This is a genomic window from Streptococcus sp. FSL L8-0526 (assembly GCF_038007145.1).
Classification (GTDB): Bacteria; Bacillota; Bacilli; order Lactobacillales; family Streptococcaceae; genus Streptococcus; species Streptococcus thermophilus.
Genome location: NZ_JBBOWP010000001.1, coordinates 1,203,903 through 1,229,130, shown reverse-complemented (window position 1 = coordinate 1,229,130; position 25,228 = coordinate 1,203,903). Strand labels below are relative to the sequence as shown.

The window sequence follows — 25,228 nt, the reverse complement described above, 5'->3', positions numbered from 1 at the left end:
TTCCAAAAACTTTAGAATCTTCTCTTAATTAGTGCTATAATAGGAGTATCAAAACTAAGGAGATGCATTATGCCATTTGTAAAAATTGATCTCTTTGAAGGTCGTTCAGAAGAACAAAAAATTGAACTTGCTCGCGAAGTTACTGAAGTTGTATCACGTGTTGCAAAAGCTCCCAAGGAAGCTATCCATGTTTTCATTAACGATATGCCAGAAGGGACTTACTACCCACATGGTGAAATGAAAAAGAAAAACTAATCATCAAGAAGCAGTCACATCTGTGGGCTGCTTTTTGATATAAAAAATAAGTTGAATTCATCTCGTGAAAAACTACTATTTTAGGATAGTTTTCATTTCTGTATATCTCGGTTTCGCTCCCAAATGCTCATAAAAATCTAGAGCACCTTGGTTATCATTCCATATGTGAAGTGTTGCATTATAACATTCTTGCTCCGTAGCATAGTCCAAAGCAAATTGATAAAGCTTCTCTCCTAATTTTTGTCCACGAGCTTTTTCTTCAACACAAAGATCATCAATGAAGAGAGTTTAATAGGTTTTTGAGGACCATCATTTTCAGATACTTCTTTAATTATCAAGAAGAGATGACACAAGATCGTTCCAGCCTCATCTTCATAGACAAATACAGGTTTATTTGCATCCCCTATTACTCCTTCTAACTCTTTATCCGTAAACTTACTACCTTTTGCTTTAAAGACATCAGGACGAGCTTGATGATGAACGATTAGGATTTGCTCCAAAAGTTCCTGTAATCTTGGAATATCTTCTACCTTTGCCAAACGGATCATATTTGCCTCCCTAAAAAAAGATGGGTAAAACCCATCTTAATCACTATTTACCAAGTTTTGCTTTAGCTGCATCTGCAAGAGCTGTGAAAGCTGCTGCATCGTTAACTGCCAAATCAGCAAGCATTTTACGGTTAACTTCAATTTCAGCCAATTTCAAACCGTGCATCAATTGCGAGTATGACAAACCGTTCAAATGAGCTGCCGCATTGATACGTGTGATCCAAAGTTTACGGAAATCACGTTTCTTTTGACGACGGTCACGGTATGCATAGTAGTAAGAGTTCATTACTTGTTCTTTTGCAGTACGGAACAGGATGTGTTTTGCACCATAGTAACCTTTAGCAAGTTTCAATACACGTTTACGACGTTTGCGTGATACAACGCCACCTTTAACACGAGCCATTTATATATTCCTCCGAATTAGTTCTAGTTTAGTTAATTTGAAATGCTTGTAGCGGATTAACGCATTTGTGAAAGCATTGATTTAATACGTTTAAAGTCACTTGGATGTACCATTGACGCTTTACGAAGATGACGACGTTGTTTTTTAGTTTTACCATGGAAACGGTGAGATGTGAAGGCATGGAAGCGTTTCAATCCACCTGAACCTGTACGTTTGAAACGTTTAGCTGATGCACGGTGTGTTTTTTGTTTTGGCATTTTAAAATTCTCCTCTTAAAATAGTGTTAATTTGACAATTATTTTTTGTCAGGAATTGGTGCAAGTTGCATGAACATTTGACGTCCATCCATCTTAGCTCTTTGCTCAATAATCGCAATATCTTGTGTTTTTTCAGCAAATTCCGCCAATACCTTAGCTCCGATTTCTTTATGAGTAATCATACGACCTTTGAATCGAATAGAAACTTTAATCTTGTTTCCTTTTTCAAGGAATTTACGGCCGTTACGAAGTTTTGTTTCAAAGTCACCTTTATCGATAACTGGGCTCAAACGAACTTCCTTAACAGTAACAACGCTTTGTTTCTTACGTTGTTCTTTTTGTTTCTTTTGATACTCAAATTTGAACTTACCATAGTTCATAATCTTCGCAACAGGTGGCGTAGCTTGTGGTTGGATAAGAACCAGGTCAACATTTGCATCATCTGCAATAGCTTGTGCTTCTGACAATGGTTTAATGCCCAATTGTTCACCATCAAGACCAACAAGACGAACTTCACGAACGCGAATTTCATCATTAATAAATAGATCTTTCTTAGCTATGATCTTCACCTCTTTATTTTTTTAGAGAAAAACAAAGCGGACTTGATATACAAGCCCGCACACATAATATCCCTTTAAGGATTTGACATGTTGGGCCAGACAACCTAAGTCGCAAGGCGAGAAGTTCTCACTTCTGCTTTTCTCATTGTTATTAGTATAACAAGTGAGTCATCCTTTGTCAATAATTTTTTTTGCTTTTTCTTGAATAAATTCCACAACACCATCAATAGACACACCTGTAGTATCAAAAGTGATGGCATCTTCAGCTGGTCTAAGAGGTGATACCTCACGGTGACTATCTTTATAGTCACGTTCAGCAATTTCTTTTTTAAGTGTCTCGAGATCAGTAGGAATACCTTTTTCAATATTTTCCTTATAACGACGTTCTGCACGTTCATCAACAGAAGCAATCATGAAAATCTTGAGTTCTGCATCAGGTAAAACCACTGTACCAATATCACGACCATCCATGATGATACCACCTTCCTGAGCAATACGCTGTTGTTGTGAAACGAGTTCTTGACGTACTTCTGGAATAGCCGCTACCCAAGAGACGTTATTTGTAACTTGGGTATCACGAATTGGATGTGTAATATCAACATCACCAACATAAACTTTTGGACTACCATCTGCTGCTTTCCCAAATGAAATAGAGTGTTGTGAGAGTTGATCTAAAATTTCTGGTACATTTTTCTCAGTCAAACCATTCTGCAAAGCTAGATAAGTTGCAGAACGATACATCGCGCCTGTATCAAGATAAGTATAGCCAAGATTTTTTGCGATAATCTTGGCTACTGTACTTTTTCCACTTGACGCAGGACCATCAATAGCAATTCTAATATCTTTCATGATGTTCCTTTGCTTTTAAATTATTGAATTTTAACAACATCTCCTGGGTTAGCAAACCAGTAACCATTTGTCATGTGGTCTGGGTTCAGACGTTGCAACTCATCTACAGAGATACCTGCACGAGCTGCGATAGAAGCTGCACCTTCGCCAGGTTGAACAACGATTGATGAACCGTCAGTTGCTGATGTAGCACTTGATGGTGTTGTTGCAGCTGAGTCAGTTGTATAGTCTTTTTCAACAGGTTTAGAAGAACTGGATGCTTTCGTTGATGATGATTTCTCTTTAGTTGACTTCTCACTATCTTCACCCATACTTGAATCTTTTTTGCTTGATGAAGATTTAACGACTTTGCTAGTTGAAGAGAAACCTGAAGATTCCTTAGACGCCGCAGTTTTACTTCCTCCAATATTTGATGTATAGAAAACAAAGAATAAAATACATACAACAATAATAAAGAACAAGCCAAGCAAGACTGTCAAGAATGACGAATTAATGAAGCCACTTTTTTCTTGATCCTCATCTGAAGGAGTGTTTTTCTCTTCTTCAGAATCCTCAAACTCATCTTCATCATTTAGAAAATCAGCATCAACTACTTCTTCCGAATCTTCTTCAGAAACCTTATCTTCCCATGGTTTTTTACTCATGATTTTCTCCTTGTAAAAATAATAAATCTATTTTAAAATAATACTATGAAAGTATCATTAATTCCAGAAAAATGTATCGCTTGTGGTTTGTGCCAAACCTACTCTCCCGTTTTTGATTATGATGACGAAGGAATCGTTAGGTTTAAAGATAGCGACCAACTTAGTAGGACGATTGAAAATAGCCCCGAGACTTTGACAGCTGTCAAATCATGTCCTACTAAAGCCCTTATTTGCGAAGTTTAATCTTAAGGGCTTTTTTTGATTCCTCATAAAATGCAAAATAATCAAAATTAGTCATATAATCCATTAGTTCTACCTCACCTTTGAAATTAGGATGAAGCGCTAAAGCATCTAAGAAATATTTCTTAGGCCACTTTCTCATATAAAACTTACGTTTCTTTCCATTTTTAAAAATGAGGCACAAGCCGGTTTTAATAACCTCCACTTTTTCAATATCACTAATCTGTACCTTACGCGGTTTAAAAATATTGAAAGAAACAATACGCAATATTCCATTATCTTCAATAATAAAGTAACGATGAAACCCTAGACCAAATAAAGCGACAAAAATAGTGAAAAGCATCAAAATATGTGAGGGCACCGAGTACAACTCGAACAGAAGGGCCCCTGCAATAAAGATTGGCGTGATGGCTAAAGACCAATAAATAATAAGCCAAGATAATTCGGGTTGCCAATGGTAACGATACTTGCCGAAAATTTTAATCATCTCAGCACCTCCATTACTTCTAATTTTACCATAAAATCAGTTTTTAGCAAACACAATTAAGGTTTACTGACAATTCCAAGAATAACATCTACAGCTTTTTCCATTGTCTGCAAAGAAACGTACTCATAACGACCATGCATATTTTCACCACCTGCAAAAAGGTTTGGCGTTGGAATGCCCATGAAGGATATCTTTGAACCATCTGTTCCACCACGTATTGGCTCAATCACTGGAACAATTCCTAGGTCCTCCATAACATCCTTAACCAACTCAACAGGCATCATATCTTTTTCAATGACTTGACGCATGTTATAGTATTGATCCTTGATCGCCAAATCAACTCGCGTTTGACCGTAGACTTGATTCATTTTATCGGCAATTTCTTCGAAAGTGGCTTTTCGATTTTCAAAAGACTCTGTCTCAAAATCACGAATGATATATGATGAAATTGCTTCTTCAACAGTACCTGTCATTGTTTGAAGATGGTTGAAACCTTGATAACCATCCGTCAACTCTGGACGATCTTCTGCTGGTAACTGATTATGAAAATCAATTGCTAATTGCAAAGCATTGACCATCTGACCTTTTGCTGTTCCAGGGTGAACATTACGGCCATGAAATATCAGCTCTGCAACCGCTGCAGAGAAGGTTTCATATTGCAATTCACCCAATGGACCACCGTCAACAGTGTAGGCAAAATCGACATCAAAATCATCAACATCAAATTTATCTGCGCCAATTCCAATTTCTTCATCAGGACCAAAGCCTACACGAATTTCACAATGTTTGATTTCAGGATTTGCCTTCAAATGAGCCAATGCTGTCATAATCTCAGCAATACCGGCTTTATCATCAGCTCCAAGAAGAGTGGTGCCATCTGTCGTAATAAGTGTCTGACCGATGTAATTCTGGAGATTAGGGAAATCAGCTGGATCTAGGTTATAACCTGATGTTCCAAGAGGAATAATATCCCCATCATAGGATTCAATAACTTGGGGTGATACTCCTTCTGCGTTAAAATCTGCAGTATCCATATGAGAAATGAAACCAATCTTACGTGTTAATCGGTCATCGTTAGCCGGCAGTGTTGCCACTAGGTAACCATTATTTTCCAAATAATGGATATTACTTAACCCTAGTTCTTCTAATTCTGGTTTTAGAATATTCAAAGCAAAATCTACCTGGCTTTGTGTTGTTGGCGTCCTTATTGCATTTTCATCACTACGTGTATTAATTTTGACATAGCGTAGAAAACGCTCTAAGAGTCGATCGTAGGCCATAAGCGCTCCTTTTATTGTATTTACTATTTACCTCAATTATAGCATAAAAACCCATCATATTGATGGGTTAACCGTATAACTTAAACTTTATATTCTTTTTCGTAGTAAGCCTTAATTCCTTCCACAATGGCATTCACTAAAACCAATATCACTAAAAAAGCTGGAAACTTATCAAAAGTCTCCAGCTTTTTTAGTGGTATTGAAATATTAATCCACATCAACAAAACCGAAGCGAGATAGAGGGTACAATCTGAAAGAGATAACTCCCTTGATTTGGTCTTTTTCAATAAGACCAAACTTACGACTATCTTCAGTATCACGACGATTATCGTTCAATACAAGGTACTGTCCCTTCTTGATTTTAGTTTGCTTATTATCAGTCAATGTTTCAATTGAAAAATCATCTGTGAAAAAATTCCCAGGTGAAACGGTTGCTAAATAAGCTGACTTATCTTTGCTGATATAGGTTTCATTAACTGGTTTATCATTAACATAAAGAAAATCATCCATAGCTGTTACACTCTTACCTTCATCTGCAATGATACGGCCGATATATTCCTTACCATTAACCGTATACAGGATAAAGTCCTTATTATGCGGTTCAACCTTTTTATTGAAAGTAACATAATCACCTGCATGAATATAGTCATTCGCCTGACCTTCGGTTACACGGTGTGTTGATAACACAAAAACTCTTAACAATAAAATCACTACAATGGCAAGAACTGCTATGATAATATTTCGAATTAAATCTCTCTTAACCATATTTACTCCTTATGGGTCCCAATAAAATTATAACATAAATAAACAAATAAAAAAAGAGGGAGTTCAGTAAGATTCGCACTCCCCTTTTTCTCTATAAACCACTAATTATAGCATTTTAAAGTTTAATAATCTTCAAGAAACGTTTGCATATTGACATCGTCTGGCACCAAGGCAAGGTATTTTTCTGCTGTTACACGCGCCTGGTCTCTGTAACCAAATTCTCTTAGAATATATGCATAATCCTGTAAGAATTCAGGATTATCAGCCAAATCTTTAGACAAATCTTGATAGATTTGAAAGGCTTTTTCTTCATCATCAAGTGCTTGATAAGCCTTGGCGATATTCCAACGAGCCAAAACAGAATCAACCTCGTAATCAGCTAAAGCTACAAGATCATCGAAACGTTCTTCTTCCAAATAAAGAGCACTTAAACGTAAGACGATTTCATCATTATCTTCCGCTAGTGGTAAAGCCTGCTTCAAATAGGATTCAGCCGACTGAGTGTCATGTAATTCATAGGATAACTGTGATGCTAACAAAAGTAATTGAACATCAAAAGCATTCTTCGAAATGCCTTGCTGCGTCATACGTAAAGCTTCTTCTGTTCGATGTTCAGCGTGAAGCGATAAAGCGTAATTATACTCATAACCCTCAAAATCGGAAGACATAGTTTCTATCTGCTTAAAGTAGAAATTAGCTTTTTGATACTCTTCTTGATCATATAGTAGAGTGGCTAATTCAAAAGCAATAGTGTCATTGTATTCAATTTCAATGGCTTTTTCCAAAAATTCACGAGCAGCTTCAAATTTACCAAGACTGGCATAAGACTTACCGATACGCTCATAAGTAGAAACGCCAGTTGTTGTAAGAAGATCACGATTATCCAGTTTGGCATAGTATTGAATGGCTTGCTCAAAATTTCCGAGTTCAAACTCCATCTCAGCCAAACCAAAAATAATCAATGAGTCATCTGATAGTTGACTTGCTTCCAACAACTTGTCACGGGCTACATCCGTTAAGCCCTCCATTTGGTAGAGGTCTGCCTTTACAATCAACGCAGACAAATAGTCCTCAGACTCCTCAGGAATAGCATCTAAATAGAGAAACGCTTCTTCAATATTACCATCTTCGGCTACAATTTGTGCTAAGTTAACATTGACCTCTGGAAAATCAAAACGAACTTTTTCATAAATTTCCTGTGCCTGTGGTAAAAAGCCAATAGACTCTAAATATTCGGCTAACTCAACAAGAACCTCTGCTGGATCCTCATTTAAAGCTTTTTTAAAATATTTATCCGCATGGTGTAAATCTTGCTTCTCAATAGAGGCAACCATTTTTTCACTATTTAACATCGTATTTTTGTCCTTTAATTTTAATGTCATCTTGGTAAAGATTACTTACAGAACGGTACCAATCAAAAATCTCCTTAACAACAACCTTAATAGAAGCGTAAATTGGAATACCCAACAATACTCCCCAAACACCGTAAAGAGAACCTGCTGTCAAAAGAATAAACATAATGGTAATAGGGTGAATACTTAGTTTATTTCCCAGAACAAGTGGAGAAACAAAACGTCCTTCAATAGTTTGCTCGATAACAAAAATGATGAGAACCTTGATTAGCATAGCAGGGCCTTGAACCAATCCCATAATAACAACCGGTACCATAGCTATAAAACTTCCAAGATAAGGAATCATGTTTAGAAATCCTGCTAAAATACCAAAAGTCATGCCATAACGAAGCCCAACAATCTTGAACATGATACAGAACATAATTGCTATGACAATCGCGACTGTCACTTGACCTCGAACATAACCTTCAAGCTGATTATTGATATCTGAAAGCATACGGACAGTCGTTTCCCGAAAGCGCGTCGGTAAAGCTGAGACAAAGTTATGTTTCATCTTTTGACTATCTCTTAAGAGATAAAAAAGAATGAATGGTGTCAAAATGATAGCAACTGTTACTCTTGCAACTGTGCTAGCAAAGGTCCCAATCCAACTAAGAGCTGAAGTAGAAAAGTTCTCGGCATAATTGACCATTCTCACTGAAAAATCGCTAAGCATGGCCTCTAAATCTCCATGAAAATTGGAAAGAATAGGAAGTTTCAACCAACGTTCCGTTTCACTGTTCGCACGAGAAATGTATGATGGGGCATTTTTAAGCAAAATCAAAATTTGATCTTGTAAGTTAGGAATAGCTGTCGAAATTCCCCAAACTAAGAGCAAGGCAAGAATAGCATAGATAACCAAGATAGACATGGTTCGGTTTAAACCAGTTCTTTCGACTAACAGCACCAAAGGTTTTATCAAATAATAAAGAAGCATGGAAATGACCAGAGGCAACATAATAATGGTCAGAAATTGAATAACTGGTGAAAAAATTGGACTAATTTTGGTAAAAATCAAGACCGTCAAACCAATCAAGAATAAGATTAGAAAGGACACTACCGCCTGATTATTCAAAATCCACTTAAAAAACCATGTTTCTGAAAATTTTTCTGTCTTTTTACGGCTCATAGTTCCTCCTTTATTTATCATAGAATGTTACAGTTTTATCTATCAAGTTTTGGTTACGATCGTAGCTAAATTTTGCAGAGAAGAAAGGTTTATCTTCTAGAATCCACTTAAAAATCTCATAGTCACCTTCCCAGGTTTGTTTAGTTAAAACCTGATCATATGGTACCCATTCAAGTGTCCCTTCACGAGATTCCTCATCAGAAATGAGTTTCCCTTCAAAATCAGTCACCTTAAAGACATAAGTATACCAATCGTGGCCCGGAGTAAATTCTGGGAAGGTAATCATACCTTTGAAGTCCATCTCCTTCACTGTCAAATGAGTTTCCTCGAAAATTTCACGACGAGCACATTCGTCAGGCGTTTCTCCCGCTTCTAGTTTTCCCCCGACAGAAATCCACTTTCCTTCATGAACATCATTAGGCTTTTTATTACGATGTAGGAGCAAAAGCTCCTTCCCATTGTCAATATAACAAATGGTAGCTAACTTTGTCATAATATATCTCTTTTCCAATGTTTTTAAACATTATACCAAATCTAGGATTGATTTTGGGCTTTGAGCCATGATTTTGAGATAAAGCTAGAACTTATGCATTAGAAAGCTTCTATACCGAAAAAAGAGAACCAAAACGGTTCTCTTTTAATTGCATTAATATTTCAAATAACGGCGCATGGCCATACGTGACCCAATCGAACCGATAATAATACCGACTGCGAAGAGGGTACCAATGACTGCATAGACAAACCAATCTGCATCATACATAGAAATACCACCTTTAACAAAATCAGGGTTTAAGGTTGAGTAAACCATGTGATACAAAACATAAATAAGGACAGAAGGAATGATGGCACCAAGTGCTCCAATCCAAGCTCCCTCCATCAAGTAAGGACGACGAATGTATGAGTTTTTCGCACCTACCAAACGCATGATTTGAATTTCAGTCGCACGTGACATAATGGTAATACGGATGGTATTTGAAATCAATAGGACAGCTACAATAGTTAAGAGAGCTGTAGCAATGATTCCCCAAAATTGAACACGTTTCATAGTAGCCATCAAAATTTCGGTATCTGATCCACCAAAGTTAGCATTATCAACGCCCTGAATAGCTTTTGCTTCCTTGGCAACACGACTAACATCATCTGGTGATTTAGTTTGAACGATGTAGACATCTGACAGAGGGTTGGCATCGCCAGTAGCAGTCTCGAAACTTGACCCCATTGTTTCAATGAGTTGTTTCTTTTGTTCTTCTTTGCTAGAAAAAGTAACCTTATCTACACCTTTGATTTTAGTCAAAGCATTATAAATTTTATGGTAGTCCTTATTGGCAACGATTTGTCCAGAAAGTTCCTTGACTGTTTCTGAAGCATCTGTTGAATCTGGATCCAAGTAAACATTGACCTGAATATTCTTTTCAATATCTGAAGCCAATTTTTGCGTGTTAAGAATAACAGAACCAAATACACCTAAAAGCGAAAGGACAATCATAACCGAAAATACTGCCGTAAGTGTCGACAATAAATTACGTTTGAGGTTCTTAATAGATTCTCCTAAGTGACGGAAAAAGCGTCTAATCATGGTAACCGTACTCTCCTTCCTCTTCATCACGAACAATACGACCTTCTTCAATCTCTACGACACGATGTCGAAGATTATTAACGATAGTTGAGTTATGGGTTGCCATTATAATGGTAGTCCCTTGTAAGTTAATACGTTCAAGGACCTGCACAATTTCCCAAGAAATCTCTGGGTCCAAGTTTCCTGTTGGCTCATCTGCAATCAAAACCTTGGGATTATTAACAATGGCACGCGCAATAGCGACACGTTGTTGCTCACCACCAGACAATTGATTTGGGAATGAACGCATCTTGTGTTTGAGACCAACCAACTCGAGAACTTCTGTCACACGTTTCTTGATATGACGAGGTTTCTCACCAATAACTTCCATGGCATAGGCAACATTTTCAAAAGCTGTTTTCTTTGGAAGAAGTTTATAATCTTGGAAAACAACTCCAATAGAACGTCGCAAGAGTGGTACATCTTTCTTACGAAGACGAGTTAAATCAAACTCCCCAACCTTCATAGAACCACTCGTCAATTTTTCTTCTTGGTAGAACAAGCGAATTAGACTTGATTTACCTGCACCAGAAGGACCGACCAAGTAAACAAACTCCCCTGAGTTGATAGATAAATCAATATGCCTGAGGGCTGTTGTTGACTTATCATACTTCTTAGTAACGTCTTTTAATTCAATAAGAGCCATAATATCAGTATTCAACTACTAAAATAGCTGAAAGTCTTCCTTTCATTGAGATAGAGTATCTTAATACTTTAAAACAGTATATCTTTACTATTCTTCCATACGCCACTTGAGGTAGGCATCGATGAAACCTTCAATATCCCCATCCATTATTTTATCAACCTGGGCAACTTCATAGCCTGTACGGTGATCTTTAACCATGGTATATGGGGTGAAAACATATGAACGAATTTGGCTTCCCCAAGTGATTTCTTTCTTATCACCTTTCAAGACATTCACTTCTTCTGCTTTCTTTTCTTGCTCCATTTGATAGAGCTTAGCTTGAAGCATCTTCATAGCACGATCTCGGTTTCCGTATTGTGTACGGTCAACCGTAGAAGCTACAACAATACCTGTTGGAATGTGAGTCAAACGCACACCGGTAGAAACCTTATTGACGTTCTGACCGCCTGCACCACCTGATCGGAAAGTATCCATCTTGATATCGTCATCACGAATTTCAACTTCAATGGTATCATCCAATTCAGGCATGACTTCCACTGATGTAAATGAAGTGTGACGACGCTTAGCAGAGTCAAATGGTGAGATACGAACCAAACGGTGAACACCCATTTCTGACTTGAGGAATCCATATGCATTAGGTCCCTCAAAAGCAAGAGTTACAGATTTGATTCCAGCCTCATCACCAGCCTGATAATCCAAAATTTCAACTTTGAAACCTTTGGCATTTCCATAACGCTGGTACATACGGAGTAACATTTCTGCCCAGTCCTGAGCTTCAGTTCCACCAGATCCTGGATGAATTTCAAGAATGGCATTGTTATGGTCATATGGCTCAGACAAGAGCAACGTCATCTCGTAACTTGTCATAATCTTATCAAGTTTTTCGAGCGTTTCTTCGAGTTCCTCTTGAACGCTATCATCTTCTTCCAACATTTCCAAATAAAGCTCTGTCTCGTCAGAGAGCTCTTTCATGTTATTGAAAGTTTCATATTTCATTTTGAGCTCATTTAACTCTTGAGAGGTCTTTTGAGCCGCAATATTATCATTCCAAAAATCTGGCTCAGTCATTCGGTTTTCAAGGAGCGCAATGTCCTCTTCCAAACGATTTAAGTCAAAGAGACCTCCCGAAGCTCACGAGCTTCTCTTGATTTTCAGAGATTTTTTGGCGAATTTCTGCCACTTCCATGGATAGGTTTCCTCCAATTTATAGTATTATGCTTAATTCTAGCATAAATCACTTAAATTTGCCATTTTGCACACACAAGCTCCCACTCTGCTTGGGAGTGCTCATCCTTTGGTGAGAGTCCTCTCATATAGTCTAACATAGCCTCATCGGGCTTCTTAACAATCTCACCGAGAGCCCAAATAGCCGTTGCTGTATGAATAGGATTATTATTCTTATCAATTATCTCCATCAGTTTGACAATAGCATTGCGATCATGTAGGTTAGCCAAGGCAATAATGGCATTACGTTGAAGAATACTCTTCCCTCGCCAGGAACCGGCAATCATTCCAAATGTCTCCTTAAAGGACGTATTAGTCAGCTCTAGAAATGGGAGTAATTCAGGCATGGCAAGCTCAGGATCAATGTCTGAAACCAAGGGATTGTCGATACCCCTGTTATATGGACAGGAAATCTGACAGATGTCACAACCATAGATAACAGTCTTTATCTTCTTTCGAAACTCCATATCCATCATCCCCTTATCTTGGGTTTGAAAGGATAGGCAACGACGAGCATTCATCGTACCATCACCAATGAGACAAGATGTCGGACAGGCATCCAGACAACGACGGCAATCCCCACAACCATAGTCAACTTCTTGGTCTGGTTCAATCTCTAGATTAGTGATAAGCTCGCCAAGATACATGTAAGACCCGTATTCTTTCGAGATAACGAGTCCATTCTTTCCGATAAAGCCTATTCCAGCTCGCTTAGCCACTGCTGTATCAACCAAGGCTCCAGTGTCCACCATACCTTTATATTCGAAGTTTTCCGTTAGTTTTTCAATACCTTCTGCCAGGCATTTCAGTTTATCCTGCAAAACATAGTGATAATCTAGGCCCCATGAATTTGGAGTGATTTTGCCACGCTTAAATTCTGTTTTTTGGGGTTGTTGCGGCAACTTATGCGGATAGGCCACAGCAATAGATATGATGGTTTTAGCTGATTCCAAGCTCAATTTGGGGTAAATACGCTCTTCAATATTTTTATGTTCAAATCCTGTTGTTCGCCCTTCTTCGACACCAAGACGAAGGGATTTTTCCAGATAGTCGAAATCATCAGCGGTTGTAAAACCAATTTTTGAAATGCCAATTTCCTTGGCCATCTTTTGTATTTCTAACTTGATATTCATATTCTTATCATAATGAAAACAGAGCACAAGGGCAAGTATTTTTTATCATCTTCGTCTAAGGACAAGGTACGACCTTTTTGTTACAATGTTTCTATGACAAGACTTGCAGTAATGAGTGATTTACATATTGATTTAAATCATTTTGAGACATATGAAATTGATACTCTTATAAAGTGTCTAAAAGATCAAAAGGTCACCCACCTACATATCGCTGGTGATATTTCTAACCATTATTTTATCGACACGAAACCTTTTCTACACAAACTTTCTAAGGAGGTCAAGGTTACCTCTAATTTAGGCAATCATGATATGCTTGATTTAGAGGATGACCTTATTGATAATCTGGATTTTCAGGTAATTGATTTAGGAAGTATGACATTATTGGCCTTTCATGGATGGTATGATTATTCCTATTCTGGTGAAAAGTTGGATAAGATTCTCAAACGTAAGAAGCAACTCTGGTTTGACAGACGCCTCAAGCGATTGGGTAACGATCCAGAAATCTGTCACAATGGTCTCAAGAGGCTAGACGATATTCTAAATGATTTGGACACTAGCAAACTTATAGTTGCCATGCATTTTGTTCCTCACAATCGTTTCACCATGACTCACGAGCGTTTTAAACCTTTTAACGCTTTTTTAGGATCTGAACAATTCCATAAGATTTTCGTCAAGCACAGCGTTAAAGATGTTGTTTTCGGTCATGCCCACCGAAGTTATGGGACGGTAACGATTGACGGTGTAACCTATCACTCGCGTCCTCTTGGATACCGACGTGAATGGGATTTAACCATTGACTTTGTTTCCAATCACCCTGAACTCAATCCTACTGGAACATGGAACCTCTCCAAACGTTACAACCTAGTCAAGAAACGGCCAGAGTTTTTAGATTACGAAAAAAAGGAGCTAGCAAATGAGTTCCTTTCATCTATGACATTATTCGATTTATAGAACGACTCTTTGAGAGTCGTTTTTTAGTCGATGAAAAATCCCTGCTTTTGTAGATCCTTCAAGGTGTTAGCACGATTGGCAACGGATTTGTCCATGGTCTTGGCAATTTGAGTCGTAAATTCATCAACTCTGTTATTGAGATCGCGAAGATCATAATACTCATGGACTTCAGCGTCGTAGTCTTTTAGCTCCGCCAAGGGATTTTCCAAATCTTTATAGTAATTTTCCATATGGATGACATGACGTGGCAAACGAGGTTTAAGCTGCGGTTTCTGGTCTGGCCAACCAACTGCTAAACCAACTGCTGGATAGACATACTTTGGAAGTTTGAGGAGCTCTGAAAGTTTAGCATTATCATTTAAGATACTGCCCAAATAAACAGTTCCCATACCTAAACTCTCAGCAGCTACCACCATATTTTGCGCAGCAATCATAGCATCTGAAAAAGCTGAAATAAAGCGTTCAGGACTACCTTGTACCAAAGCCTTGGCTCCCTTAGCTTCTGCAATCAAGGTATTACGTCTTTGGTCCACAACAAATACAAAGAGGTGCCCAGTATTAGGAATATAGGGTTGGTTGGCAATTTCTGCAATTTGTTCCTTCAATTTTTCATCAGTAATACTGATAATCGAATAAGCCTGTCTAAAATTACTTGTTGGTGCATGTCTGGCAACATCAACCAGGAGGTTAACCTCTTCTTGTGCCAAAGCCACAGGTTTAAACTGACGAATACTGCGGTGATTGAGTTGTGTCTTAATAGTTTCGTTCATGACCTTCTCCTTAACTTATAGTTCCTTTCATTATAAACAAGACAGCTAATGAATTCAAGATGTGATAAGAAAAAGCCAAAGACCATTGTCTCTGACTTTATATCTTAAATAGCGTCTTTATCCTTACCAAAGGCACGTTGAATAGCTTTGACTATTTCAACCAAAACCACAATCAAGAATGAACCTACAATAACCGCAAGCCATTGTGTAAAACTTAGATGTGACACATGGAAGAGATTATTCAACCCAGGAACCACGATAGTTGCCATCAAGAGGATGAAGGCAACTGGAATTGCCCAGTTAAATGTCTTGTTTCTAAAGAGACCAACTTTAAAGACTGATTGATAAACAGACTTAACGTTAAAGGCATGAAGCAACTGAATCAATCCAAGTGTTGCATAGGCCATTGTAAGGGCATCTGCATGAATTTCTGCTTGTGTATGATGTTCTGGGAAAACAAGACCCCAACCATATACTGCAAGAACCAGGATAGTTTGGAAAACACCTTGATACATGATAGCACCAAAGACCCCACCATCAAAGAAGTTTGATTGACGTCCACGAGGTTTGTGAGTCATAATACCTGGTTCAGCTGGCTCAACACCAAGAGCGATGGCTGGAAGGGTATCTGTTACTAAGTTAATCCAGAGAAGGTGCACTGGTTGAAGCACATCCCATCCAAATAATGTAGCAAAGAAGATAATAAAGACTTCGGCCATGTTAGCTGACAAGAGGTACTGGATTGATTTTTGAATATTGGAGAAGATCTTTCGACCTTCTTCTACAGCAACGATAATTGTCGCAAAGTTATCATCGGCAAGAACAATATCAGAAGCTCCCTTAGAAACCTCTGTACCTGTAATCCCCATACCGATACCAATATCAGCTGTCTTAAGTGCTGGCGCATCATTGACCCCGTCACCTGTCATAGCAACAACCTTGCCCTCATTTTGCCAAGCCTTAACAATACGAACCTTGTGTTCAGGAGACACACGCGCATAAACTGAGTACTGTTTGAAGACTTTCTGGAATTCCTCATCAGAAAGCTCATTAAGCTCAGCCCCAGTAATGACACGATCTCCCGTATCATTTGGATCAATGATACCGAGACGCTTAGCGATTGCTTCCGCTGTATCTTGGTGGTCACCTGTAATCATAATTGGACGGATTCCCGCCCCTTTAGCGACACGGACAGCTTCTGCTGCTTCAGGACGTTCTGGGTCAATCATCCCAACCAAACCAGAGAAAATCAAATCAGACTCAACAACTTCAGATTCCAAAGTAGGAATTTCACTTGTTGTCTTATAAGCCATCATCAAGACACGAAGGGCTTGTTTTGCTAAGTCTTTGTTGACAGCAAGGATAGCTTGTTTGTCTTCATCCGTAATTGGGCGAACTTCTCCATTGATTTCAATTCGAGTAACACGCTTGATCAATTGGTCAGGCGCACCCTTGACGGCTACAAAGTAAGAACCATCTGGTTCCTTATGGATAGTAGACATGAGCTTACGGTCAGAGTCAAATGGCAACTCTGCCACACGAGGCTCTGATTTCAAGACTTCACGAACATCAAAATTGTGATCTAAACCAAACTGTACAAGTGCTGTTTCTGTTGGGTCTCCGATTAATTTACCATCTGGATCCACCTTTGTATCATTAGCAAAGGTCATAATACGAAGGGTCGTATTGTCAGCACCAAGTTCTGTATCAGCATTTTGCAATTGACCGTTTGTATAGACTTTTTCAACAGTCATCTGGTTCATCGTTAAGGTACCAGTCTTATCAGATGCGATAATTTCAGTTGAACCCAGGGTTTCAACTGCTTGCAATTTACGAACAATCGCATTGCGTTTGGCAAGAGTCGTTGTTCCAAGTGACAAGAGAATCGTTACAATGGCAGGCAATCCTTCAGGAATAGCTGCAACGGCAAGAGCAACTGCAACCATCAAACCTTCAAGGGGCTGTTCGCCACGAATAAATACACTAACCAAGAATGTCACCAAGGCAATAGCAATAATAAGGTAAGTCAAAGTCTTAGACAATTGCTCCAAGCTTTGCTTCAACGGCGTTTGTAATTCGTCCGCATTAGCTAGCATATCAGCAATCTTACCAACTTCAGTATACATACCAGTATTGGTTACTACACCAGTACCACGACCGTAAGTAACGTTTGAGTTTTGGTAACACATATTCACACGGTCACCAATTCCGGCTTCTGCTTCAACCGTCTCGGTAATATCTTTTTCAACTGGAACAGATTCACCAGTAAGGGCAGCTTCTTCAATCTTAAGTGAGGCAGCTTCGATCAAACGCATATCTGCCGGAACAACATCACCTGCTTCAAGCAAAACAATGTCTCCTGGAACCAATTCACGTGAATCAATTTCAACCACATTGCCATCACGACGCACACGAGCCATTGGACTTGACATGTTTTTAAGAGCTTCAATAGCCGCTTCTGCTTGCCACTCTTGATAAACACCAAAGGCTGCATTCAAAACAACAACGGCTAAAATAATACAGGCATCCGTCAAACCATGCCTGCCTTCTGTAATGATAGAAAGGGCAGCAGCGACAAGCAAGATGATGATCATCAAATCTTTAAACTGGTCGATGAATTTTGATAAAAGGCTACGTTTTTCACCTTCATCCAACTCGTTATAGCCATAAGCATCTAAACGTTCCTTGGCTTGTGCAGTAGACAAACCATCAACGGAAGTGTCCAAGCTTTTTAGGACTTCTTCAACTCCTTGCGTGTAAAATAAGGCTTTACTTTGTTCTTTCGACAAAATAGTCTCCTCCTTCTAAATAGGGAAATATGGATAACAAGACTCTTTTTATATAAAAAATCATACTAAAAGAGACCTGTTTAATTAAAAACAAGTCTCGCGGTTTAAGAATATGCCGGAAATGTAAAATTTCGTAATGACGACATAATCGCAACCTTTAATCAAATCTCATGATTAAAGTCGCCTGCTACTCCCTTGATTTTCCCTTCACATTCTAACATAATTCAACATTATTTCAAGCAAAATGATTCTATTTTTAAACAAATCAAAATGATTCTATTTTTAAACAAATTAAAACCATGAAACTTCTAATTCATAATCAGCAAAAACATCTTCTGTTTCTGGATGCTTCAATTGATAATGAACATCAACTGTTTGTCCATTTGGGTCATGAGCAAATAGACTAGTATCTGTCAGAAAATGCTGGACACCAAGTGGTGTCGGAATTTGGAGCAAGGTAGGTGCTTTAGCAGAAAAACGCATAATGGATTTTGGATTAGAAAAGCGTGTCATCACCAGCTCTTCCTTGTTCAACTTAATAACCACTTTTTCTTTCTCCGAGTTGTGGTGAACAAGATAGGTATAATCTCCTTTTTCCATAACTTCACAAGTGTGGATTTCTTCTATAATTTCCGTTTGATCGCCTACTTTAATTTTATTTTTGATTTTTATTTCCATTTATTACTCCTTTTGTTACTATATCTATTTTGACAACTCTAATGCGATACTGACAGCAAGCACATTTTCAAATTCTTCTAATAACATTTAGTCATACTTTCTGTTTTAAGTAAACCACCTGGGTCTGTTTGACAAAGCCAATCTTTTCATACAAATGTTTTGCTCCAACATTGTCATCTTCGACTGCAATTTGGAAGGGCTTGTTATTTCGCTCAATGAGTTGATTTACGACTGATTTAGCCAGATAGCTACCATATCCTTTGCCACGATAGACTTCTGCTACAGCAAGTCGTATAAGTAGTTGCTATTCCCAGATACATCGACAGTACAAACTCCAATGATCTTACCATCTTTGAGCAGGATGTAAAGCAAGCTATCGGAATCTTTCAAGGCCTCAGCGATATATCTGTGGGTCACCTTAAGAGTTACTTCCGCATCAAAAAAGGCTTGGTGGTGAAGTTGAGTAATTTCTTCAAGATAAGAGGGTTCTGTTAAGAGCACCTTAACATCTAAACGGGAATCCAGAGCATATGGTAATCTACCTCTCCTTAGCCAAGTTTCCGTCTCTTCATCCTCAATCACACCCCAATGGCTTGCCAGACTAGGATGATGATTTAGAAAAACATGCTCTGTCTGAAAAATCACTGATTGAATAGGATAAGATGCCGTTTCTTCTTCAAAACTCTTAAACAAGGCACGCGCAATATCCTGACGACGATTATCGAGATGAACTAGGATACTTAGTTCAACACCTTCATTATCCGCATAAACCGTTAATAAACCAAGCAACCTCCATTTTGATAATAAAGGAAAAAGGATGGCGTGTTGGGATCGAAATTAAGCATATTGGAGAGATAAGGATCTCGATAGGTTCGGTCATAGGCTTGGCAGCTGAGAATCAATATTTTTGCATCCTTCCGTTCTTTTTTTATCAATTGATTGGTTGCTCGAATCATTTTAGCTTTCCTTTATTTGTCTGACCTTATTTTACCAATTAAAAATCATTTAAGCAATTCTTAGTTAAGGTGGTTTTTCTTTAAGATTGAGCTTTGCTCTGTTACTGCTGACTCTCACTATTATTTTTCTCAGGAAGAACTATGACAAAGCGGCTAAATTTTAGTAAAATAGAAGGTAAACTAATTAAACGGAACAGGAACTTTATTATGTCTATTAAACTAATTGCAGTTGATATTGATGGAACGCTTTTGAATAGCCAACGTCAAGTTACACCTGAAGTCTTTCAAGCGATTCAAGATGCCAAGGCTGCTGGGGTAAAGGTCGTTATTGCGACTGGCCGTCCTATTCCTGGCGTACTTCCACTTCTTGAGGAACTTAATCTTAACCAAGATGGCGACTATGTCATCACCTTTAACGGAGGGCTCGTTCAAGAGACTTCTACTGGTAATGAATTGATTCGCGAGACGCTTTCATACGAAGACTACCTTGATATTGAGGTTTTGGCTAACAAGCTTGGCGTTCATTCTCATGCTATTACTAAAGATGGTATCTACACAAGTAATCGAAACATTGGTCGCTACACCGTTCATGAGTCTACCCTTGTTCATATGCCGATTTACTATCGTACACCTGAAGAAGTGGCTGACAAGGAGTTTGTTAAGGCCATGTATATTGACGAACCTGAAATTCTTGATGCAGCCATTGCCAAACTTCCACAGGAATTTTATGATCGCTTTACAATCGTAAAATCAACGCCATTTTACCTAGAAATTCTCAAGAAAACAGCCAACAAAGGGATCGCGGTTACACACCTTGCTGAAAAACTTGGTCTTACTAAAGAAGAAACAATGGCTATTGGAGACGAAGAAAATGACCGTGCCATGCTGGAGGTCGTCGGATCTCCTGTCGTTATGGAAAATGGAAATCCAGAAATCAAGAAAATTGCTAAATACATCACAAAATCAAATGATGAATCCGGTGTCGCTTACGCTATTAGAAAGTGGGTTCTAAACTAATATGTTTACCTATAAAATTGGACTCAGCACTTCTGAGCATGACCGCTTTGTTATTGATAGTCCTCAAACCAACTTATTACAAAGTAGCTCATGGGCAAAAATCAAGGATGGTTGGGGCAATGATCGTCTAGGTTTCTATCGAGATGAGAAACTTGTTGCCGTCGCTAGTGTTCTTATTCAACCACTACCTCTTGGATTCTCTATGATTTACATTCCACGCGGTCCTATCATGGACTACCAGGATAAAGAGTTGTTATCTTTTGTCATAACTTCACTTAAAAAATATGCCAAAACAAAACGTGCTCTCTTTGTTAAATTTGATCCAAGTCTCTTTGTCACTAAAAATTTGATTTCTCAAGAAGTTAACATCAATGAAGATACTTTGGCAATTGCCAAAGATATCCAAGCTCTGGGCGTTGAATGGACTGGTCTCACCGAAGATATGGCTGAAAATATTCAACCACGCTTCCAGGCAAATATTTATAAGGAAGATTTTACTGAGGAACAGCTATCTAAAAGTACTAAGCAAGCTATTCGCACTGCTCGAAACAAAGGCATTTCAGTTCAATTTGGTGGCACTGAGCTGCTAGACCAATTTGCAGATCTAATGAAAAAAACAGAGGCTCGTAAGAACATTCATCTTCGTGGGATTGATTACTATGAAAAGTTGTTGACTACTTACCCAGAATCTTCTTACATTACACTCTCAACACTAGATTTGCCAGCTCGCCTCAAAGATCTTAATAAACAACTTGAAAAGAATATTGCCGACGCTGCCAAGTTTACAGAAAAAACCAAACCTGGAAAAATTGAGAACAATAAAGAAGAGTACAAGAGACTTTCAGAAGAAATCGCCTTCCTTCAAGAAAAGGTTGATGTTGGTAACAAAATTGTTCCACTCTCAGGTACCTTAGTTCTGGAATTTGGAAATACATCTGAGAATATATATGCGGGAATGGACGAAGACTATCGTCGTTACCAACCTGCCATTTTGACATGGTTTGAAACTGCGAATCACGCTTTCGAACGCGGTGCCGAGTGGCAAAACATGGGAGGAATTGAAAATTCTCTAGATGGTGGCTTGTACAAATTCAAGTCAAAATTTAACCCACGCATTGAACAATTCATTGGGGAATTCAACCTTCCTGTTAGCCCATTCTATGGCCTAGCCAACTTTGCCTATAAAGTCCGTAAAAAATTACGTAGCAAACATTAATGGATAATAGTTAAAATGAGACTTCCTTTCGGAAACCTCATTTTTTTATCTTTTATTCGTCTTTATCAGGAATAACCTTAAACAAGTAATAAGTGATAAAGAGCGTCAGGCAAAAGAGCGCAATTTTCACCCAAATAATAGGCGCGAAAACTATCGATATTCCCATCAAAACATAGATTTGGATAATGATTTTTTCTTTCGTTCTTTGGCAATCGATTTTGTTTCCCGAAAATCGGCGACATAAGTTTGGTAAAGTTTGGTATTATATAACCATTTCTCAAAACGTTTGGAACTTCTAGCAAAACAAGCGATGGCTAAAACTAGAAAAGGTGTTGTGGGTAAGATAGGTAGAGGAATTCCAAGAATTCCCAAACCAAGCGACACCATCCCTAACGAGAGATACATTATTTTCATATATACTGTCCTTTTAAAAAGCCACACTAAACTATTAGTGCAGCTCTTCTGCTATTATTCTAAATATCTGTTAGTGGGGTCACCGTATCTGGTGAGGTACCAAAAATCTTAAAGTCAGTTCCAACACCAAAGTCAGCGCGAGCCAGCTGATTTTCCATCGTCATGTGGGCCAATTCCTTGATATTATTTTCTTTGGAAAGGTGACCCAGATAAATCTTTTTAGTTTTATTACCGATGGTACGAATCATAGCATCGGCTCCATCCTCATTACACAAGTGACCCTGATCAGAGAGGATACGTTGCTTGGTTGACCAAGGATAAGAACCTGCTCTCAAGATTTCAACATCATGATTAGATTCAATCAGATAGCCATCAGCATTTTCAATAAGACCCGCCATACGGTCTGAAACATAGCCTGTATCCGTCAACATGACAAAGCTCTTTCCGTCTTTCATAAAGCGGTAAAATTGTGGATCAATGGCATCATGACTAACTCCGAAAGATTCAATGTCGATATCACCAAAGGTTAGAAGCTTATCGCGAGAAAAAACATGTTTCTGACTATTATTAACCTTACCTAGCATATTCTTACTATCCATAATTTGCCAGGTTTTCTCATTGGCGTAGATATCCATGCCGTATTTACGAGCTAAAACACCTACACCATGGATATGGTCCTTGTGTTCATGCGTTATTAAGATAGCATCAAGATCACTTGGATCGCGGTCAATCTCCGCTAGCAAACTCGTAATTTTTTTTCCTGATAAACCAGCATCCACTAGAATCTTCTTTTCTGGAGTTTCCAAATAAAAGGAATTCCCGGTTGACCCTGAAGCCAAAATACTATATTTAAACCCTAATTCTAAGGTCATTTCTACTACATCTCCCATTCATCGACCATCATTGCGTCCTGGTCATATGGAAGGACAATTGTAAAAGTTGACCCCTTACCATACTCACTCTTAGCCCAAATGAAGCCATTATGTTGTTTAACAATTTCTTTTGCAATGGACAAGCCAAGTCCTGTTCCACCCTGAGCACGACTTCTGGCCTTATCAACACGGTAAAAACGGTCAAAAATCAGAGGTAAATCTTTTTTAGGAATTCCTAAACCTTGGTCGGAAATAGAAACAATCAACTGAGAATCTGTCGTTTTCATAGATACTGTAATTTTCCCACCATCGGGAGAATACTTGATGGCATTATTAAGTATATTATCTATGACCTGGGTCATCTTATCAGTATCAATTTCCACCCAAATAGAGTTTACTGGGTAATCTCGAATGATTTCATAAGACTTACCTGGATCAGTTTCTTGACTCTTAATTTGACCAAACCGATTCAAGATATAGGTCATAAAGGCTGTAAAGTTTGTCATTTCAACATTAAGCTGTGTGCTCTTATTGTCAATTCGAGATAATGCCAAGAGGTCAGAAATCATACGCATCATGCGGTTGGTTTCATCTAAAGAAACTTTGATAAAGTTTGGAGCAATCTCTTCGTTGAGAGCACCATCATCAAGCGCTTCAAGATAGGATTTCACAGAAGTTAAAGGCGTCCGCAATTCGTGACTAACATTTGACACGAAAAGACGGCGTTCGCGCTCTTCTTTTTCCTGCTCAGTGGCATCATGAAGAACAGCTACCAGACCTGAAATAAAACCAGATTCCTTACGAATTAATGCAAAATTAACACGTAGCGTTACAAATTCATCGTTAGCATCTCGACGCGACAGATGGATTTCGGGTGTCTTAGACAACAATTCACTATAGGTATAGGGATTCTCACCATCTAATATATCCAAAATAGACATCTGAGTCGCAGTTTCGCGATCTAAATTCAACAAGCGTTGGGCAGTACTATTAATCATGGTAATCTGACCAAGGCGATTGGTCGCAATAACCCCGTCACTCATGTACGAAAGGACAGATGATAAGCGGTTTTTTTCCTGGGCTAGATTTTCATGTGTCAAACGAAAGACTTCCGACAAATCATTCAAGCTATTAGCTAGCTCTAAAAGCTCTGAATCTCCCTTTATGCGTAATTTTTCATTATAATTACCTGCCATAAGGGATTTGACTCTCTTAGTCAACTTTCGGATATTTTTGACTTGTTGATAATCACGATAAGCTAGAAAAATGAAATAGAAAGCAACAAAGAGGAGCGTAAAGAGTAAGGCTAGTTCAAAGCTTGTAATATTTAAGCCAATACTAGTCATAATTCTTCATGTAATAACCGACACCACGACGCGTCAAGATATATTCAGGACGGCTAGGTGTATCTTCAATCTTTTCACGCAGACGACGAATCGTTACGTCCACAGTACGAACATCCCCAAAATAGTCATAGCCCCAAACGGTTTCAAGCAAATGTTCACGCGTCATAACTTGTCCCATATGAGTTGCCAAATGGAAGAGTAACTCAAATTCACGGTGGGTCAACTCAACTTCGTTTCCACGTTTTTTAGCAACAAAGGCATCCGGAACAATAATCAACTCACCAATTGAAATTTCTTGCTTGCCAAAGTTAGAGTTATCTTCTACTGCAGTTTCAATTGTTTCTGTACGACGCAAGTGGGCTTTAATACGTGCCAACAATTCACGGTTAGAAAATGGCTTAGTTACATAGTCGTCTGCCCCAATTTCTAATCCGATAACCTTATCAAACTCACTATCTTTAGCTGAAAGCATGATAATTGGTGTGTGGCTCGTTTTACGGATTTCCTTGACAACTTCCAAACCATCCAGTTCAGGCAACATCAAGTCCAGAATAACCAAGTCTGGTTTTTCAGCTTCAAATTGTTCCAAAGCTTCACGACCATCAAAGGTCGTAACCACTTCATAACCCTCCTTAGTAAGGTTAAACTTGATGATATCGGAGATTGGTCTTTCATCATCAACAACTAGAATTTTTTTCATATAAATACCTCATCGGTTTTCTTAAGTCATTCAATTTAGTAAAGCCAAAAACTTTACACATCAAACATATTATACCAAAAAATAGGTCGAGGA

The 25,228-nt window shown here is 38.4% G+C and carries 26 protein-coding genes, 3 pseudogenes and 1 other annotated feature; of the genes and pseudogenes, 5 read left to right on the top strand and 24 right to left on the bottom strand.

Translation table 11 applies throughout. The annotated features are described in order from the left end of the window. The first annotated feature begins 69 nt into the window (after window positions 1–69). Window positions 70–255: a 4-oxalocrotonate tautomerase gene (locus NSQ85_RS06555; protein WP_002950885.1), complete on the top strand. Its 186-nt coding sequence runs from the start codon at window positions 70–72 to the stop codon at window positions 253–255. 75 nt (window positions 256–330) lie between these two features. On the opposite strand, the pseudogene NSQ85_RS06550 reads toward NSQ85_RS06555, so the two are convergent. The 6 genes and pseudogenes from NSQ85_RS06550 to NSQ85_RS06525 all read right to left on the bottom strand — a co-directional run bounded on the left by NSQ85_RS06550 (window position 331) and on the right by NSQ85_RS06525 (window position 3,516). Continuing rightward, window positions 331–803, bottom strand: a pseudogene (locus tag NSQ85_RS06550) (GNAT family N-acetyltransferase). Between the two features lie 43 nt (window positions 804–846). Beyond that, the gene (gene rplT / locus NSQ85_RS06545) at window positions 847–1,206 is read right to left on the bottom strand and encodes a 50S ribosomal protein L20 (protein WP_179971917.1); all 360 of its coding nucleotides are present in this window, start codon (window positions 1,204–1,206) and stop codon (window positions 847–849) included. Window positions 1,207–1,262: 56 nt separating this feature from the next. Next, window positions 1,263–1,463, bottom strand: a complete 201-nt coding sequence (rpmI, locus tag NSQ85_RS06540) for a 50S ribosomal protein L35 (RefSeq protein ID WP_179971918.1) — start codon at window positions 1,461–1,463, stop codon at window positions 1,263–1,265. Between the two features lie 38 nt (window positions 1,464–1,501). Continuing rightward, a complete protein-coding gene (infC, locus tag NSQ85_RS06535) occupies window positions 1,502–2,032 on the bottom strand; it encodes a translation initiation factor IF-3 (protein WP_179971919.1) in 531 nt (176 codons plus the stop codon). Window positions 2,033–2,045: 13 nt separating this feature from the next. Then, window positions 2,046–2,168: a sequence feature (ribosomal protein L20 leader region), on the bottom strand. A 23-nt stretch (window positions 2,169–2,191) separates the two neighbouring features. Beyond that, window positions 2,192–2,872, bottom strand: a complete 681-nt coding sequence (gene cmk / locus NSQ85_RS06530) for a (d)CMP kinase (RefSeq protein WP_340781445.1) — start codon at window positions 2,870–2,872, stop codon at window positions 2,192–2,194. A 20-nt stretch (window positions 2,873–2,892) separates the two neighbouring features. Beyond that, window positions 2,893–3,516, bottom strand: coding sequence for an SAG1386/EF1546 family surface-associated protein (locus tag NSQ85_RS06525; protein WP_340781443.1), 624 nt, complete (start codon window positions 3,514–3,516; stop codon window positions 2,893–2,895). A 45-nt stretch (window positions 3,517–3,561) separates the two neighbouring features. Between NSQ85_RS06525 and NSQ85_RS06520 the strand changes: the two genes are divergently transcribed. Next, complete coding sequence (locus NSQ85_RS06520; protein ID WP_011681189.1) at window positions 3,562–3,759, top strand: ferredoxin; 198 nt, start codon at window positions 3,562–3,564, stop codon at window positions 3,757–3,759. Here the strand turns inward: NSQ85_RS06520 and NSQ85_RS06515 are convergent. From NSQ85_RS06515 to queG, 10 genes are all read right to left on the bottom strand, one after another. Continuing rightward, a complete protein-coding gene (locus NSQ85_RS06515) occupies window positions 3,743–4,243 on the bottom strand; it encodes an EbsA family protein (protein ID WP_179971922.1) in 501 nt (166 codons plus the stop codon). The genes NSQ85_RS06520 and NSQ85_RS06515 overlap by 17 nt on opposite strands. 56 nt (window positions 4,244–4,299) lie before the next feature. Further along, entirely contained in the window at window positions 4,300–5,523 is a 1,224-nt protein-coding gene (gene pepT / locus NSQ85_RS06510; RefSeq protein ID WP_340781442.1) for a peptidase T, read from the bottom strand. A gap of 207 nt (window positions 5,524–5,730) precedes the next feature. After that, window positions 5,731–6,288 (bottom strand): signal peptidase I, encoded by a 558-nt coding sequence (lepB, locus tag NSQ85_RS06505; protein WP_340781441.1) that lies wholly within the window; start codon window positions 6,286–6,288, stop codon window positions 5,731–5,733. Window positions 6,289–6,410: 122 nt separating this feature from the next. Next, entirely contained in the window at window positions 6,411–7,640 is a 1,230-nt protein-coding gene (locus tag NSQ85_RS06500; protein ID WP_179973773.1) for a tetratricopeptide repeat protein, read from the bottom strand. Next, window positions 7,630–8,808, bottom strand: coding sequence for an AI-2E family transporter (locus NSQ85_RS06495; protein WP_101415631.1), 1,179 nt, complete (start codon window positions 8,806–8,808; stop codon window positions 7,630–7,632). Before NSQ85_RS06495 ends, NSQ85_RS06500 begins: the two co-directional genes overlap by 11 nt. 10 nt (window positions 8,809–8,818) lie before the next feature. Beyond that, a complete protein-coding gene (locus NSQ85_RS06490; RefSeq protein ID WP_101415632.1) occupies window positions 8,819–9,301 on the bottom strand; it encodes an NUDIX hydrolase in 483 nt (160 codons plus the stop codon). A gap of 153 nt (window positions 9,302–9,454) precedes the next feature. Beyond that, window positions 9,455–10,384 carry a permease-like cell division protein FtsX gene (gene ftsX, locus NSQ85_RS06485; RefSeq protein WP_011681194.1) on the bottom strand — a complete coding sequence of 310 codons (930 nt, stop codon included), beginning with the start codon at window positions 10,382–10,384 and terminating at the stop codon, window positions 9,455–9,457. After that, entirely contained in the window at window positions 10,377–11,069 is a 693-nt protein-coding gene (ftsE, locus tag NSQ85_RS06480; RefSeq protein WP_179973007.1) for a cell division ATP-binding protein FtsE, read from the bottom strand. Before ftsE ends, ftsX begins: the two co-directional genes overlap by 8 nt. Before the next feature lie 87 nt (window positions 11,070–11,156). Continuing rightward, window positions 11,157–12,255 (bottom strand): peptide chain release factor 2 gene (gene prfB, locus NSQ85_RS06475; RefSeq protein ID WP_179971927.1). Its coding sequence is split into 2 segments (ribosomal slippage): window positions 11,157–12,182 and window positions 12,184–12,255, totalling 1,098 coding nucleotides; the frame shifts between segments, so codons are not numbered across the junction. Window positions 12,256–12,307: 52 nt separating this feature from the next. Next, window positions 12,308–13,426: a tRNA epoxyqueuosine(34) reductase QueG gene (gene queG / locus NSQ85_RS06470; protein ID WP_179973775.1), complete on the bottom strand. Its 1,119-nt coding sequence runs from the start codon at window positions 13,424–13,426 to the stop codon at window positions 12,308–12,310. 93 nt (window positions 13,427–13,519) lie between these two features. Between queG and NSQ85_RS06465 the strand changes: the two genes are divergently transcribed. Further along, window positions 13,520–14,377 (top strand): metallophosphoesterase, encoded by an 858-nt coding sequence (locus NSQ85_RS06465; RefSeq protein WP_023909690.1) that lies wholly within the window; start codon window positions 13,520–13,522, stop codon window positions 14,375–14,377. A gap of 23 nt (window positions 14,378–14,400) precedes the next feature. Here the strand turns inward: NSQ85_RS06465 and NSQ85_RS06460 are convergent, their stop codons facing one another. From NSQ85_RS06460 to NSQ85_RS06445, 4 genes and pseudogenes are all read right to left on the bottom strand, one after another. Further along, complete coding sequence (locus tag NSQ85_RS06460; RefSeq protein ID WP_179971929.1) at window positions 14,401–15,147, bottom strand: NADPH-dependent oxidoreductase; 747 nt, start codon at window positions 15,145–15,147, stop codon at window positions 14,401–14,403. 104 nt (window positions 15,148–15,251) lie between these two features. Then, on the bottom strand, window positions 15,252–17,936 hold the full coding sequence (locus NSQ85_RS06455; RefSeq protein WP_179973776.1) for a calcium-translocating P-type ATPase, PMCA-type: 2,685 nt from the start codon (window positions 17,934–17,936) through the stop codon (window positions 15,252–15,254). A 291-nt stretch (window positions 17,937–18,227) separates the two neighbouring features. Then, on the bottom strand, window positions 18,228–18,614 hold the full coding sequence (locus NSQ85_RS06450) for a DUF1934 domain-containing protein (protein ID WP_002953113.1): 387 nt from the start codon (window positions 18,612–18,614) through the stop codon (window positions 18,228–18,230). 91 nt (window positions 18,615–18,705) lie between these two features. Continuing rightward, window positions 18,706–19,570, bottom strand: a pseudogene (locus NSQ85_RS06445) (GNAT family N-acetyltransferase). A gap of 207 nt (window positions 19,571–19,777) precedes the next feature. Between NSQ85_RS06445 and yidA the strand changes: the two are divergent. Both yidA and NSQ85_RS06435 read left to right on the top strand, forming a co-directional pair. Continuing rightward, window positions 19,778–20,587, top strand: a complete 810-nt coding sequence (gene yidA / locus NSQ85_RS06440) for a sugar-phosphatase (protein ID WP_179971931.1) — start codon at window positions 19,778–19,780, stop codon at window positions 20,585–20,587. 1 nt (window position 20,588) lies between these two features. After that, window positions 20,589–21,803, top strand: a complete 1,215-nt coding sequence (locus NSQ85_RS06435) for an aminoacyltransferase (RefSeq protein WP_179973777.1) — start codon at window positions 20,589–20,591, stop codon at window positions 21,801–21,803. Between the two features lie 52 nt (window positions 21,804–21,855). Here NSQ85_RS06435 and NSQ85_RS06430 read toward each other — a convergent pair. From NSQ85_RS06430 to yycF, 4 genes and pseudogenes are all read right to left on the bottom strand, one after another. Further along, window positions 21,856–22,217: pseudogene (locus tag NSQ85_RS06430) on the bottom strand (YbaN family protein). A gap of 59 nt (window positions 22,218–22,276) precedes the next feature. Further along, a complete protein-coding gene (locus tag NSQ85_RS06425) occupies window positions 22,277–23,089 on the bottom strand; it encodes an MBL fold metallo-hydrolase (protein WP_179971933.1) in 813 nt (270 codons plus the stop codon). A 5-nt stretch (window positions 23,090–23,094) separates the two neighbouring features. Then, on the bottom strand, window positions 23,095–24,435 hold the full coding sequence (gene vicK / locus NSQ85_RS06420; protein ID WP_179971934.1) for a cell wall metabolism sensor histidine kinase VicK: 1,341 nt from the start codon (window positions 24,433–24,435) through the stop codon (window positions 23,095–23,097). Further along, window positions 24,428–25,135 carry a response regulator YycF gene (gene yycF / locus NSQ85_RS06415; RefSeq protein ID WP_179971935.1) on the bottom strand — a complete coding sequence of 236 codons (708 nt, stop codon included), beginning with the start codon at window positions 25,133–25,135 and terminating at the stop codon, window positions 24,428–24,430. The genes vicK and yycF overlap by 8 nt, the downstream gene beginning before the upstream one ends. Between the last annotated feature and the right edge of the window lie 93 nt (window positions 25,136–25,228).

Bases quoted from the DNA above. Each gene is read 5' to 3' on its own strand.
- NSQ85_RS06555 (WP_002950885.1), top strand. From the start codon at position 70: ATGCCATTTGTAAAAATTGATCTCTTTGAAGGTCGTTCAGAAGAACAA.
- rplT (WP_179971917.1), bottom strand. From the start codon at position 1,206: ATGGCTCGTGTTAAAGGTGGCGTTGTATCACGCAAACGTCGTAAACGT.
- rpmI (WP_179971918.1), bottom strand. From the start codon at position 1,463: ATGCCAAAACAAAAAACACACCGTGCATCAGCTAAACGTTTCAAACGT.
- cmk (WP_340781445.1), bottom strand. From the start codon at position 2,872: ATGAAAGATATTAGAATTGCTATTGATGGTCCTGCGTCAAGTGGAAAA.
- NSQ85_RS06525 (WP_340781443.1), bottom strand. From the start codon at position 3,516: ATGAGTAAAAAACCATGGGAAGATAAGGTTTCTGAAGAAGATTCGGAA.
- NSQ85_RS06520 (WP_011681189.1), top strand. From the start codon at position 3,562: ATGAAAGTATCATTAATTCCAGAAAAATGTATCGCTTGTGGTTTGTGC.
- NSQ85_RS06515 (WP_179971922.1), bottom strand. From the start codon at position 4,243: ATGATTAAAATTTTCGGCAAGTATCGTTACCATTGGCAACCCGAATTA.
- pepT (WP_340781442.1), bottom strand. From the start codon at position 5,523: ATGGCCTACGATCGACTCTTAGAGCGTTTTCTACGCTATGTCAAAATT.
- lepB (WP_340781441.1), bottom strand. From the start codon at position 6,288: ATGGTTAAGAGAGATTTAATTCGAAATATTATCATAGCAGTTCTTGCC.
- NSQ85_RS06500 (WP_179973773.1), bottom strand. From the start codon at position 7,640: ATGTTAAATAGTGAAAAAATGGTTGCCTCTATTGAGAAGCAAGATTTA.
- NSQ85_RS06495 (WP_101415631.1), bottom strand. From the start codon at position 8,808: ATGAGCCGTAAAAAGACAGAAAAATTTTCAGAAACATGGTTTTTTAAG.
- NSQ85_RS06490 (WP_101415632.1), bottom strand. From the start codon at position 9,301: ATGACAAAGTTAGCTACCATTTGTTATATTGACAATGGGAAGGAGCTT.
- ftsX (WP_011681194.1), bottom strand. From the start codon at position 10,384: ATGATTAGACGCTTTTTCCGTCACTTAGGAGAATCTATTAAGAACCTC.
- ftsE (WP_179973007.1), bottom strand. From the start codon at position 11,069: ATGGCTCTTATTGAATTAAAAGACGTTACTAAGAAGTATGATAAGTCA.
- queG (WP_179973775.1), bottom strand. From the start codon at position 13,426: ATGAATATCAAGTTAGAAATACAAAAGATGGCCAAGGAAATTGGCATT.
- NSQ85_RS06465 (WP_023909690.1), top strand. From the start codon at position 13,520: ATGACAAGACTTGCAGTAATGAGTGATTTACATATTGATTTAAATCAT.
- NSQ85_RS06460 (WP_179971929.1), bottom strand. From the start codon at position 15,147: ATGAACGAAACTATTAAGACACAACTCAATCACCGCAGTATTCGTCAG.
- NSQ85_RS06450 (WP_002953113.1), bottom strand. From the start codon at position 18,614: ATGGAAATAAAAATCAAAAATAAAATTAAAGTAGGCGATCAAACGGAA.
- yidA (WP_179971931.1), top strand. From the start codon at position 19,778: ATGTCTATTAAACTAATTGCAGTTGATATTGATGGAACGCTTTTGAAT.
- NSQ85_RS06435 (WP_179973777.1), top strand. From the start codon at position 20,589: ATGTTTACCTATAAAATTGGACTCAGCACTTCTGAGCATGACCGCTTT.
- NSQ85_RS06425 (WP_179971933.1), bottom strand. From the start codon at position 23,089: ATGACCTTAGAATTAGGGTTTAAATATAGTATTTTGGCTTCAGGGTCA.
- vicK (WP_179971934.1), bottom strand. From the start codon at position 24,435: ATGACTAGTATTGGCTTAAATATTACAAGCTTTGAACTAGCCTTACTC.
- yycF (WP_179971935.1), bottom strand. From the start codon at position 25,135: ATGAAAAAAATTCTAGTTGTTGATGATGAAAGACCAATCTCCGATATC.